The 12,879-nt window shown below is 74.1% G+C and carries 8 protein-coding genes; 6 read left to right on the top strand and 2 right to left on the bottom strand.

Annotated features, from left to right (window positions below):
• Positions 1-30 precede the first annotated feature (30 nt).
• The 3 genes from J421_RS08745 to J421_RS08735 all read left to right on the top strand — a co-directional run bounded on the left by J421_RS08745 (position 31) and on the right by J421_RS08735 (position 3,698).
• Positions 31-1,593: a M20/M25/M40 family metallo-hydrolase gene (locus J421_RS08745; protein ID WP_025410798.1), complete on the top strand. Its 1,563-nt coding sequence runs from the start codon at positions 31-33 to the stop codon at positions 1,591-1,593.
• 148 nt (positions 1,594-1,741) lie between these two features.
• Positions 1,742-2,356, top strand: coding sequence for a hypothetical protein (locus J421_RS08740; RefSeq protein ID WP_025410797.1), 615 nt, complete (start codon positions 1,742-1,744; stop codon positions 2,354-2,356).
• A 64-nt stretch (positions 2,357-2,420) separates the two neighbouring features.
• Positions 2,421-3,698, top strand: coding sequence for a threonine/serine exporter family protein (locus J421_RS08735; protein WP_025410796.1), 1,278 nt, complete (start codon positions 2,421-2,423; stop codon positions 3,696-3,698).
• 3 nt (positions 3,699-3,701) lie between these two features.
• Here the strand turns inward: J421_RS08735 and J421_RS08730 are convergent, their stop codons facing one another.
• Positions 3,702-7,364: a CRTAC1 family protein gene (locus tag J421_RS08730; protein ID WP_025410795.1), complete on the bottom strand. Its 3,663-nt coding sequence runs from the start codon at positions 7,362-7,364 to the stop codon at positions 3,702-3,704.
• Between the two features lie 289 nt (positions 7,365-7,653).
• On the opposite strand from J421_RS08730, the gene J421_RS08725 reads away from it, so the two are divergent.
• From J421_RS08725 to J421_RS08715, 3 genes are read left to right on the top strand one after another with little or no spacing between them, the layout of a single operon-like run.
• On the top strand, positions 7,654-9,582 hold the full coding sequence (locus tag J421_RS08725) for a carboxypeptidase regulatory-like domain-containing protein (protein ID WP_158508703.1): 1,929 nt from the start codon (positions 7,654-7,656) through the stop codon (positions 9,580-9,582).
• Complete coding sequence (locus tag J421_RS08720; protein WP_025410793.1) at positions 9,582-10,928, top strand: carboxypeptidase regulatory-like domain-containing protein; 1,347 nt, start codon at positions 9,582-9,584, stop codon at positions 10,926-10,928. The genes J421_RS08725 and J421_RS08720 overlap by 1 nt, the downstream gene beginning before the upstream one ends.
• The gene (locus J421_RS08715) at positions 10,925-12,331 is read left to right on the top strand and encodes a glycosyltransferase family 9 protein (RefSeq protein ID WP_025410792.1); all 1,407 of its coding nucleotides are present in this window, start codon (positions 10,925-10,927) and stop codon (positions 12,329-12,331) included. The genes J421_RS08720 and J421_RS08715 overlap by 4 nt, the downstream gene beginning before the upstream one ends.
• Here J421_RS08715 and J421_RS08710 read toward each other — a convergent pair.
• Positions 12,328-12,873, bottom strand: a complete 546-nt coding sequence (locus J421_RS08710; RefSeq protein ID WP_025410791.1) for a hypothetical protein — start codon at positions 12,871-12,873, stop codon at positions 12,328-12,330. The genes J421_RS08715 and J421_RS08710 overlap by 4 nt on opposite strands.
• Between the last annotated feature and the right edge of the window lie 6 nt (positions 12,874-12,879).

Here is a 12,879-nt window from a genome sequence, read left to right as displayed (position 1 = left end):
CCGCCCCGACCCGCTCCGAACAATCGCCGTATGCGCCTCCGACCACTCGCACTCCTCGCCGCGCTCACCGTCGCACGGATCGCCGCGGCCCAGACGCCCGGCGCCCGGGCCCGCGCCGCTGCCGAGACGTATCGCGACGCGCACGAGGGCACGATCCTTCGCGAGTTCTCGGACCTGCTCGCGCTCCCCAACGTCGCGCGCGACTCGGCCGACATCCGGCGCAACGCCGACTTCCTGCTCGCGATGCTCGGTAAGCGCGGGTTCACGAACACGAGGCTGCTCACCGTCCCCGGCGGCCCGCCCGCGGTGTACGGCGAGCTGCCGAGCCCCGGCGCCACGCGCACGCTCGTGCTCTACGCGCACTACGACGGCCAGCCGCTCGACCCGAAGCAGTGGACGTCGCCGCCGTGGCAGCCGGTGCTCCGCGACCGCGAGCCGAAGGACGGCGGCAAGGTCATCGCGCTGCCTAACGATGGGCAGCACGCCGATCCGCAGGCGCGTCTCTACGCCCGCTCGGCCGGCGACGACAAGGCGTCGATCATGGCGATGCTCGCCGCCGTCGACGCGATGCGCGCCGCGGGCACCGCGCCATCGGTGAACCTCAAGGTCTTCTTCGAGGGCGAGGAGGAGGCCGGCTCCGCGCACCTGCGGCAGATCCTCGAGACGTACCGGTCGCAGCTCACCGGCGACGGCTGGCTGTTCTGCGACGGGCCGGTGCATCAGAGCGGCCGTCAGCAGGTGGTGTTCGGGCAGCGCGGCGTCACGGAGGCGGAGCTCACCGTCTACGGCCCCACGCGCGCGCTGCACAGCGGCCACTACGGCAACTGGGCGCCGAACCCCGGCGTCATGCTCGCGAACCTCATCGCGAGCATGCGCGACGACGACGGCCGCATCAAGATCGCCGGCTACTACGACGACGTGCGCCCGATCACGCCCGCCGAGCGCCGCGCGATCGCCGCGCTCCCCGCGTACGACGACACGCTGCGCCGAGCGTTAGGCCTCGGCCGCACCGAGGCGAACGGCGCGCCGCTGGCCGAGCGGCTCATGCTGCCGGCGCTCAACCTGCGCGGCATCCGCGTCGGCGGCGTGCGCGAGACGGGGTCGAACACCATCGCCACCGAGGCGTACGCGTCGTTCGACCTGCGGCTGGTGCCTAACCAGACGCCGGAGCGCGTGCAGCGGCTGTTCGAGGCGCATCTCGCGCGTCAGGGGTGGTTCGTGACGCACGACAGCGCGACGACCGCCGTGCGCCTCGCGCATCCCAAGGTCGTGCGCGTGCAATGGGGGAGCGGCTATCCGGCGAGCCGCGCCCCGATGGACGGCCCGTTCGGCCGCGCGGTGATCGCCGCCCTGCGCGACGGCGCCGCCGAGCCGCCGCTCGTCATCCCCACCACCGGCGGCAGCGGCCCCGCGTACCTGTTCGAGCAGGTGCTGAAGGTCCCGATGATCTCGCTGCCGATCGCGAACTTCGACGACAACCAGCACGCCGCGGACGAGAACCTGAAGCTGAAGAACCTGTGGGACGGCATCGAGACGTACGCGGCGCTGCTCGCGGGGATGGGGAAGACGTGGGGGGCGGCGGTGACGCCGTGATCTTCTGACGGCGGGCCCCTTTGTCACCCTGACAGCCCCCCGCCACCCCGACCGACGCCGTCCGTCATCTTGACCGACTCGGCGGGCACGCGCGATGCCTCGCCGTGGACCGCTCACCTTTCACCACGTCGCATCACCAGGAGGAACCATGCGCAACACTCGCATCGTTCGGCTGGCGGCGCTGGGCGTGATGCTCGGTGCCGTGCCCGTCTCGCGGCTGGCCGGTCAGGACGACTCGTCCGACGCCGCGTTCGTGCGCCCGTCGGTCGACGCGCTGTACACGCGGATCCACTTCGCCGGCGACGACGGGCGCATGGACGCCCCCGGCGTCGGCGCGCGCGTCATGTGGCGCGGCCCGACGCTGTTCGACGCCGCCTCGCGGGTCTCGCACGTCGACCTCGGCCTGTTCGCGAGCTACACGCCCAAGCGCGCGCTCGCGCGGAACCTCGACGCGACCACGTATCACCTGGGCCTCGCCGCCGACGTGCGGCCGTTCGCGACGCCGCTCGGCGCGCGCCTGGACCCGTTCGCGTCGCTCGGGCTTGGCGTGCTGTCGACGCACGTCGCGAACGCGCAGTTCCGCGCGCCGTCGCCGCTGTTCAGGGACTCGCAGAGCGCCTTCACGCTCTCCCCCGGCGTCGGCGCGCGGCTCGCCATCCTGCCGGCGCTCGGCTTCCAGGCCGACGTGCGCGACATCGTGACGTTCATCGACGGTACGCGGCACAACCCGTCGTGGAGCGCGGGGATGCGGGTGAACTTCTGACGCCACGGCGCCGCGTGCGGCGACGGGGGCTCGCTTAGCTTTCGCCGCTGAGCCGCGAGCCCCCGTGACGGAACCCGTCCAGTCCACGTCGTACCCGTTCATCGAACGCCGCCGCAGCGAGCCCGATCCCGCCGCGGTGGCGTTCGTGCTCGGGCTCGCGCGCGCACTGCACGCGCACGGCTACTCCGCCGGCCGGATGGAGGACATCCTCGGCGTCACCTCCGACCGCCTCGGCCTGAAGGGCCACCAGTTCTTCTCCACGCCGACGTCGATCATGGCGTCGTTCGGCGACGACAGGCGGCAGCGCACGTTCCTCGTGCGCGTGGAGCCGGGCGAGGTGAGCCTCGCGAAGCTCGCGGAGCTCGAGCGTGTGTCGGTGGACGTCGCGCGCGGCCGCGTCGCGCCGGCCGACGGCAGCGCGGCGATCGCCCGCATCGTCGCCGCGCGACCGCTCTACGGCCCCGTGCTCACGACGCTGGCGTTCGGCGTCGTGTCCGGCGCGTCGTGCCAGTTCCTCGGCGGCGGCGCGCACGAGATCCTCGTCGCGTCGATCCTCGGCCTCGGGCTCGGCGTCTTCTCGCTCGTCGCGCAGTCGCACCCGCGCGTCGGGCGCGTCTTCGAGCCGCTCGCGTCGTTCCTCGTGAGCCTCGCCGCGATCGGGCTCGCGCATCTCGTCGGGCCGCTCTCCGTGCTCGTGGCGACGATCTCCGGGCTCATCGTGCTCATGCCCGGCCTCACGCTCACCACCGCCATGAGCGAGCTCGCGACGCGGCACCTCGCGTCGGGCACGGCGCGGCTGAGCGGCGCGTTCATCACGTTCCTCTCGATCGTGTTCGGCGTCGCGCTCGGCAACGCGATCGGCGGCGCGGCGTTCGGCGTCCCGGCGGCCGTCGATCCGTGGCACTTTCCGGCGTGGGCGAACCTCGTCGCGCTGGTGCTCGCGCCGATGTGCTTCACCGTGATTCTCCGCGCGGAGCCGCGCGATCTGCCGTGGATCGTCGCCGCGAGCGCGTTAGGCTACGTCGCCGGCCGACTCGGCGCTTCCGCGCTGGGCGCGGAGCTCGGCGCGTTCGCCGGCTCGTTCGCCGTCACGCTCGCGAGCGCGGGCTACGAGCGGTGGCGCCAGCGGCCGGCCGCGGTGGTGCTGGTGCCCGGCATCCTGCTCCTCGTCCCCGGCAGCATCGGCTTCCGCAGCCTGCTGTCGCTCATGGACCGCGAGGCCGTCGTCGGGCTGCAGACCGCGTTCAGCATGACGATGACCGCGGTGGCGCTCGCCGCGGGACTGCTCATCGCGGGCGTCGTCGCGCCGGAGTCGCGCGTGCGCGGGGTCGCTCGGCACTGAGCGTCACGGTTCGCGCCGCACGACGACCTCGCGCGCTCCGTTAGGCACCGGCACCCGCACGTTCACGCCGCCCGGCCACCGGACCTGCACGGCCGTCGGCGTGCCGTCGAGCCCGAACACCTGCGCCGCGCCGTTCTGCGACCAGTAGCCGGAGCCCGCCTGCACCTCGCGTACGGGTCCCATGCGCTCGCCGTACACGACACGGATCTGCGCGCCGACGCCGTCGGGGTTCGTCGCCGGGCCGCGCAGGATCACGCGGAGCCCGGGGCGCGCGCCGCGGTTGTGCAGCAGCACCGTCGCCGCGCCGTTCTGCGACACCACGAGGTCGAGTCGACCGTCGCGGTCGTAGTCGGCGTACGCCGCGCCGCGCTGGTCGCCGTAGATGCGGATCCCCGAGCGCGAGCCGGGCACGGCCGCGAGCCCGCCCTTGCCGTCGCCGAGCAGCAGCAGCCCGCGTCCCGCGTCGTAGCGCGGCAGGCCGACGGCGGTCGGGTAGAAGTTCTGGCTCAGGAACACGTCCTCCTTGCCATCGCCGTCGAAGTCCGCGATCCCCGCGTAGAACGCCGGCGCCATCTGCGCCTCCGTCGGCAGCGCCATCGGCTCGAAGTGGTCGCCCCGATTCAGGAACGCCATGTGATCGAGCGTCACGACCGTGTCGCGGTGCACGCGCGCGGCACGCGGGCCCCCGCCGAGCACGCTGTCCACCGTCGCGTCGGCGTATGCGGCGAAGGTGCCTAACCGGCGCCCGAGGTCGGGGAGCGCGACGCGCAGCCGCGCGTAGCCGTTCAGCGGCGCGAGCCCGTGGAGGCGCGGATCGTCGCGCGCCACGAGCATCTCCTCCTCGCCGCCCGACCCGAACGGCCCGTGCAGCATCACGAGCGGCCGCGCGCGGTCGGCGGGCGTCATCGTGTTGCGCCCCCAGCTCGTCGCCACGATGTCGAGCCGCCCGTCGCCGTCGAGGTCTCCGGTCGCGAGCCCGTTCCACCGGCTTGGCCACCGCTCCAGCCCCCACGCGGCGGCGGTGAAGAAGCGGCCGCCCTGGTTCAGCAGCAGCTCGATCGAGCCCCACTCGCGCGCCAGCAGGAGGTCCGCGTCGCCGTCGCCGTCCACGTCGGCGAACGATGCGGCGGAGACGAGGCCGATGTGGTCGAGCGGCGCGCTGCGCAGCGTATCGAGCACGAACCGCCCGCCCTCGTTGCGCCAGAGCGACGACGACGCCGGCGCCGGATACGCCCCCGGCACCGCGCGCCCGCCGACGAACAGGTCGAGGTCCCCGTCGCCGTCGTAGTCGCCTAACGCGATCGGCCCCGTCGACGACGGCAGTGGCGGCACCACCGTCTGCGGCGTCCCGCCGCGCGCTCCCACGCTCACGACCGACGGCGGCGTCCCCCCCTCCCAGCTCGCCACGCCGGCCAGGATCCGCGTCCCGCTCGCGTCCGCGACGCCGAGCACCGTGGTGAGATCCGACGACGTCGGCGCGCCGGCGCGCATTGGCACGAGCCGCCCGCCGTCGTTGCGGAACACCGCGATCGCCCCACCCTTCCCCGCGCCCACCACGAGATCCTCGTCCCCATCGCGGTCGACGTCGAACCACGCCACCCCCGGCCCGAGCTGCGACAGCGCGTTGGGCAGCAGGAACTGTCGCTCCCAGTCGTCGAACGTGTTCTCCGTGTGCACGTGTCCTCCGAGCTGCGCGCTGCCGTCTTCGAAGAGCGGAGCGAGCGTGGAGCGTGGAGCGTGGAGCGTGGAGTCGTCCGAACGCTCCACGCTCCCCGCTCCACGCTCCACGCTCGCTTCGTCCACTTCGTAGAGCCTGTTCGGCGCCACGTTCTCCACCCGCGTGCGGCGCCCGTCGCGCCACACGATCTCCAGCGTCGCGCGCTGCGACGTCCCCATCGCGAACGACGCCTCGTAGTCGCTGTGCGACAGATAGAGGCCGCCCGCCTGCACCTCGCGCGTCTGCAGCGGCACCGCGCCGCCGCGCAGCGTGATCCGCGCGCCGACCGCCTGCGTGTTCGGCGCCGTGCCGCGCAGGCGCACCGCGATGCGCGGGGCCGCGGCGTCGCTGCGCAGCACGAGCGCCGGCGCGCGCAGACGGTTCACCACCACGTCGAGATCCCCGTCGCCGTCCAGGTCGGCCGCCGCGAGCGCGTGCGACACGTCCGCCTCCGTGCCGAAGTGCCACGCCACGCTCGCGTTCTCGAACGTCAGATCGCCGCGATTGCGGAACGCGACGTTGTGCAGCGCGAGCTTCGGGAACTCCCACCGCTCGCGCTGCCACGTGACGCCGGACACGCGGTTCTGCAGCCGCTCCTGCACGTCGGCGTCCATGATGTCCCACAGGTGGCCGTTCGCCACCAGCAGGTCCGGCCGCCCGTCGAGATCGACGTCGAGGAACATCGTCCCCCACGACCACCCCGTCGCCTGCACGCCGGCGAGTGCCGCGACCTCGGCGAACGTGCCGTCCCCGCGGTTCACGAACAGCGTGTTGCGCTGCTGCTGGAGCTGCGTCGTGACGTCGCCCACGCGCTTCGGCAGCGCGGTGTGCGCCGGCATCTGCGTCTTCAGCCGGCGCGTGTCGTCGCTCAGCATGTCCGTCTCGAACAGATCCGGCAGCCCGTCGCCGTTCACGTCCGCGACGTCCACGCCCATCGCGGAGTTGCTCGTCTGCCGCTGCGCGGTCCAGTCGGCGAGATGGAAGTTGCCGTGGCCGTCGTTGATCCAGAGCTGGTCGGTGTCCTCGAAGTCGTTCGCGACGTACAGCTCCGGCGCGCCGTCGCCGGTGAGATCCACGAGCTTCGCGCTCAGCCCGAAGGACTCGTCGCCGCCGCCTAACGGCACGCGCTCGAACCGGCCGCCGCGATTGAGGTACAGATCGTCCGGCTCCCCGCGCATCGTGACGTTCATGCCGCCCATGTCCGGGCGCATCACGAGCTTGAAGTCCTTCTGTCGCTCCGGCACCACCGCGTACGCGTTCGGCCCCACCTGGTGCACGAGCTGGCTCGGCGCGCGCTCCTGCGGCGCGAGGGTGTCGACGGGGCTGTACGGCTTGTAGTTCGCCACGTACATGTCGAGCCGCCCATCGCCGTCGACGTCGGCCAGCGCCACCGTCGTGCCGCCCTTGCCCGCGGGATCGAGCCCGAGGTCGCGGTGCTCGGTGAAGTGCCCGCGCCCGTCGTTCACGAAGATCGCGTTGGGCCCCGTCGTCGCGAGCAGCACGAGGTCGAGGTCCCCGTCGCCGTCGATGTCGGCGAACGCCGCGCCGCTCGCGTGGCGCCCGCACGCGCCCACGCCCGCGCGCTGCGTGACGTCGTCGAACTTCCAGTCGCCGAGGTTGCGGTACAGCGCGGAGCACCCCGAGCTGCGCGCGAGGAACACGTCCGGCCGCCCGTCGCCGTCCACGTCGCCGAGCGCGACGCCGCCGCCCTGCGCGAGCATGCGGTTGCCTAACAGCACCGAGTCGGGCACGTCGTTCTCGAATCGGATCCCCGTCTCGCGCGCGCTCATCTCGGTGAACCCCGGCTTCCCCCCGTCGTCCACCACCAGCTCGCGCCACCGGTATCCCTGCATCTGGTGCCACGGCCTCGGCGCCGAGTCGCGATGACACGAGGCGACGACGACCGTCGCGAGGACGGCGCTGGCGATGCGGGACGTGCTCCTCTTCAAGCAGACCTCCAAGAGATTTGAATCGCGGATTTCGCGGATTCCGCGGATTTCGCGGATCGCGCCGAGGCTCGCCCCTCGCCCCGACCGCCTATCAAAGAATCCGCGCGATCCGCGCGATCCGCGTCCGACACTCGCCGAAGCCGTGCGCTACGCGGGAGCGGCCACACAGCTTACGCCCGAGCCCACCGTTTCGCGGGCCGAGAGGGGGCCACCGCCCGCGTGGCGCGGCCGCTGGACCGGCTGCAATTTGGACCCTCGCCGACCGCCCCGCTGTCACCGCCGCATGCCGATGCCGCGCTCCCCCCGCCGCCGCTCGCTCGCCGCCGCCGCGCTCCTCCTCCTCCCCGCCGCGGCGCGGGCGCAGGTGGTGCGCGGCACGGTGCTCGACGTCGGCGACCGCGCGGTGCCCGGCGTCGTCGTCACGCTGCTCGACGCGTCGTCCGCCGTCGCGGCGCGCGCACTCAGCGACGAGCGCGGCGCCTACCGGCTGCTCGCGCCGGGGCCAGGCACGTACCGCGTGCACACGCTGCGCATCGGCTTCCGCCCCGTCACCTCGGCGCCCGTGACGCTCGCCGCCGGCGAGGAGCTGACCCGGCGGCTCGTCCTCACCGGCGTCGCGCTCGCGCTCGACACGGTGCGCGTCGCCGACCGCGCGGCGTGCCGCGTCGGCTCCGACACGGCGACGGCGACGTTCGCGCTCTGGGAGCAGGCGCGCGGCGCGCTCACCGCGACCCAGCTCACCGCCGCCACACGCTCGCTCGGCGCCACGATCATCACGTACGACCGCGTGCTCGACCCCGACGGGCGCCGCATGCGCGACCAGTCGCTCGCCGCGAGGTTCGGCTACGTCGTGCAGCCGTGGAAGGAGCTCTCCGCCGACTCGCTCCACCGGCTCGGCTTCGTCGTGTCCGACGCCGATGGCTCGACCACGTACCACGCGCCGGGGCTCGAGGCGCTGCTCTCCGCCACGTTCCTCACCGATCATTGCTTCCGCCTCGCGCGGTCGCGCGATCCGTCGCGCATCGGCATCGCGTTCGAGCCGGTGCCGGCGCGTCGCAAGGCCGACATCCGCGGCACGATCTGGCTCGACCGCAAGACGTCGGAGCTCCGCGACCTCGAGTTCGGCTACGTGAACGTCTCCGAGGTGCAGCGCGATCGCGCCGGCGGCGCCATCCAGTTCGTGCGCATGAAGGACGGCGCCTGGGCCGTGTCGCGGTGGAGCATCGCGATGCCGGAGCTCGAGCCCGCGCTGCCGTACTCGATGCGCGGTGCGGCGCAGCCGCGCGTCGCCGCCATCCGCGTCGCCGGCGGCGAGCTCGCGCTCGCGACGCTCGGCCGCGACACGGTGTGGGCGAGTACGCCGCTCGTCGTCGTCGGCTCCGTGCTCGACTCGGCGACGAACGCGCCGATCGCCGACGCGCGCGTCGCGCTGCTCGGCACGCGACACGAGGCGCGCACGGACACCGCGGGCCGCTTCCGTGTCGAGGGCGTGATCCCCGGCGAGTACACGGTGGAGGTCCACACGCCGGCCCTCGACTCGCTCGTCGCCGCGCAGCGCGTCACCGTCACGCTGGCCGAGGGCGCGCCGCCGGTGCGCGTGCGCGTCGCGAGCCCCGTGCGCGTGCTCGCCATGCTGTGCGGCGCGACGACGCTGCGGCCGTCGGACGGCGTGGTCTTCGGCACCGTCGCCGCCGCCGGCGACACGGCGGTCCCGCGCGGCGTGCGCGTCATCGCGGAGTGGACCGAGCGTGCGGCGGAGGACAGCGCCGCGCGCGTGCGGTGGCGCGAGGCGCCGTCCGACGCGCAGGGCACGTTCCGACTCTGCGGCCTCCCGCGCGCGACGCCGCTCGTGCTGCGCGCCGCGGGCGGCGATCTCGGCGCCGACCCCGTTCCGGTCACCATCGGCGTCGGCGATCGCGTCGCGCGCGCGCGGCTCGTGCTCGACCGGCGCGCCGACCGCGGCGCGATGTTCCGCGGCGTGGTGCTCGACGACGCCACGCTGCGGCCGATCGCCGGCGCCGAGGTCGCGATGCCGGAGATCGCGCGCCGCGTGTCGACCGACGAGCGGGGCGCGTTCCGCATGACGGACGTGCCGGCGGGGGAGCATCGCGTGCTCGTGCGCTTCCCGGGCTTCCGCGCGATCGACGCGCGCCTCCCGTTCGCGCCTAACGGCACGACCGACCGCCGCATCTTCCTCACCCTCGAACCCGCTCGCTGATGCGCTTCCTGCTCGGCACGGTGCTGTACCTCTCGCTCGGCTCGGCGCTCGGCGCGCAGACCGTGGTGACGGTGCGCGGCGTCGCGTTCGACAGCATTCGCGGCGTGCCGCTCGTCGAGGCGTTCGTCGCGCTCGACGGCGACCGCAGCACCATCACCGACGCGCGCGGCCGCTTCCGCTTCGACAGTGTCGCGCCGGGCCGCTACACGCTCACCCTGCAGCACGCCGCGCTCGACGCGGTCGGCATCTTCGGCCTCTCCGCGCCCGCCGTCGTGACCGAGAGCGCGGCCGAGTTCACGCTCGCGTCGCCGTCGTTCGCCACGCTCTGGCGAGGCGTGTGCGGCACCGCCACGCCGCCGAACGACAGCGGGTTCGTGTACGGCAGCGTCGCCGACGCGCGCGGCGCCACGGTCGCGAACGCGACGGTCGACCTGAACTGGCTGCAGCTCGGCGTGGTGGGACGCCGCAAGCTGCAGCAGCGCGAGTGGCGCGGCACCACGCGCTCGAACGCGACCGGTGGCTATCGCGTGTGCGGCGTGCCTACCGACGTCGCGCTGCGCATCCAGGCCATCACCGACTCCGCGTCGAGCGGCGTCATCGATCTGCCGCCCGATCATCCGCGCGTGCTGCGCCGCGACCTGCGCGTGTCGCCGCTCACCGGCGTCGCCGGCACCGCGCGCGGCGAGATCAGCGGCGTCGTCACCGATTCCGCGGGCGTCCCGGTGCTCGGGGCGCGCGTCGCGACGAACGAGGCGACCGAGGAAGCCCGCACCGACAGCGCCGGGCGGTTCACCATCCGCGGCGTGCCGACCGGCACGCGCCAGGTCGAGGTCCTCGCGATCGGCATGTCTCCCGTCACGGCGGTCGTCGACGTCGCCGATGGGGAGAGCGCGTCGGTGCTCGTGCGCATGCACCGCCTCACGACGCTCGAGGTCGTGCGCGTCATCGGCTCGCCCACCGTGCGGCGGCGCGTCGAGCGGCTCGAGGAGCGGCGCAGGCTCGGCGGCGGCTACTTCCGCGACTCCACCGAGATCGGCTCGCACGGCACGATGGCCCGCGTGCTCGGCGACTTCCCCGGCACGTACGTCGAGCCGGCGCGCGGCACGACCGCGAACCGGTTCGTGCTGTCGATGCGCTCCCTCACCGGTGGACGCTGCGTCCCCGCGATCTGGATCGACGACGCGCCCACGGACTCCGAGCACCTCGGCATGCTGCGGCCGGGCGAGGTCGCGTTCGTCGAGGTGTACCCGCGCGCGTTCGGCGTGCCGGTCGAGTTCACGCGCGCGAACGCGGACGCTCGCACCTGCGGCGCCATCGCCGTCTGGACGCGGTTCTACTTCCGGTGAGGCTTCGTCCCCCCGCGCCGACGGCGCCCTCGCCCGACGCGCTCGTCGGCGCCGTGCTCGACGCCGCGCGGCGCGGCGACGCGCGCGCGCTCGATCGACTGGAGCGCGAGGTCCTCGCGCTCGCCGAGCGCGCGCCACGGGGCGACGAGGGCGCGTCGGAGGCCGTGCAGGCGATGCTCCTCGCGCTCACGCGCCGCGGCGACTACGCGCGCGCGCTCGCGTTCACGCGGCGCTCCACCGCGCTGCTCGGTTACGACGCGATCGCGGCGTCCGAGGTCATGCTGCTGATCGCCGGCGGCGCGGTCGACGAGGCGCGCGCCCGCGCCGAGGAGCTCGCGTCGGCGCCGGTCGCGTTAGGCGGGCACGGGCTGCGCGCGATCGTCCGCACGCTGCTCGGCCGCGACGCCGACGCCGCCGCGGACGGCGCGACGTTCCTCGCCGAGTCCGAGGAGGTGGGGCGATCGCTCGCCAGCTGGCGCGCCGTCGCGCGGCGCTACGGCCCGTCGTCGGCGCACGTGCTGTCGCGCTACGCCGCGCTGCACGCCGAGCTCGCGGCCGCGTTCCCGGGATGCCGCGCGTGGGCCGGCGAGCCGCTCGCCGGACGCACGATCGTCCTCCAGCTCCTCGAGGGGCTCGGCGATCAGATCCAGGCGCTGCGCTTCGCCCGTGCCGTGCGCGACGCCGGCGCGCGCGTGATCGTCGGCTGCGACGAGCGGCTGCACGACCTCGTCGCCGCCTGCCGGCTCGCCGACGCGTTCCTCCCGCGTCCCGTGCCGCGTCGCCACGACCTCGGCGCGGCCGACTTCCGACTCGTCATCGGGCCGTGGCTGCACGACTCCGGGCTCCCCGTCGAGCGCTGGCCCGCGGCGCCGTATCTCGACCCGCCGCGGCTCGACGCGCCGGCGCTGCTCGATGGGCTCGAGGGAAAGCGCGTCGGCATCGTATGGGCCGGCAACCCCGACTTCGTGCTCGAGGGCACGCGCGGCCTGCCGTACGGCGCGCTGAAGCGGCTCGTCGCCGCGACGCCCGGCGTGCAGTGGGTCGGGCTGCTGCCGTCGTCGCATCCGCGCGCGCGCGACCTCGGCGCCACGCCCGTCACGCGCCGCGTCGTCGACGCGGGACCGACGCTGCAGTCGCTCGGCGACACGGCGCGGCTGCTGCGCCACCTCGACCTGCTCGTCACCACCGACTCGGCGCCCGCGCACCTCGCGGGCGCGCTCGGCGTGCCGGTGTGGCTGCTGCTCGGACCGACGTTCAACTGGCGCTGGCGCCTCGACGGCGACACCACGCCGCTCTACCCGTCGATGCGCCTCGTGCGCGAGGGCGCCGCGCACGACGGCGCGCGCGGCGACTGGAACGCGGCCGTCGATCGCGTGGCGCGCGACCTCGGCGAGGGTGCCTAACGCTTCGGCTGGGCGAGCGCGGTGCGCAGCTGCGTCGCGATGCGCGTCTCCAGCTCCCCCTTCGACGTGCAGCGCGAGGGCGCCTGCGCGAACTGCACCGGACGCGCCGTCGCTTCCACCGTCGACTCCACCGACGTGTTCCCCGCGTCGGCCGGCTTGAGGTGCGTCGTGACCGACAGGTACACCTCGTAGCTGTCCGCGCTCGGCCCCATCTGCGTGTTGCCGCACTCGACGTAGCGGCTCAGCGCCGTCTTGCCGAGGCGGTTGCGGATCTTGAACCCGTCGTTCGCGATCGTGTGCGTGGCCGGGTCCTGCGTCGTCACCGGGATCGCGAGCGAGTCGTACACCGTGCGCAGCGCGGCCCACGCCTGGTCGATCGGATACGCGAGCGACGTCACCGACGCGGTGGTCGACGCGCCGGCCATGTTCAGCGTGCCGACGCCGTCGATGCGCACGGTCTCGGTGGCGCGGCCGGTCGGCGCACCGCCCGACGAGGCGCAGGCCGCGACGACGAGAGCGACGAGCGGGAGGAGAGCTCGCATGACGGG

This window comes from Gemmatirosa kalamazoonensis (assembly GCF_000522985.1).
GTDB lineage: Bacteria > Gemmatimonadota > Gemmatimonadetes > Gemmatimonadales > Gemmatimonadaceae > Gemmatirosa > Gemmatirosa kalamazoonensis.
Note: the sequence above shows the minus strand (reverse complement) of the source record. Positions and strands in the feature narration are given on the sequence as shown.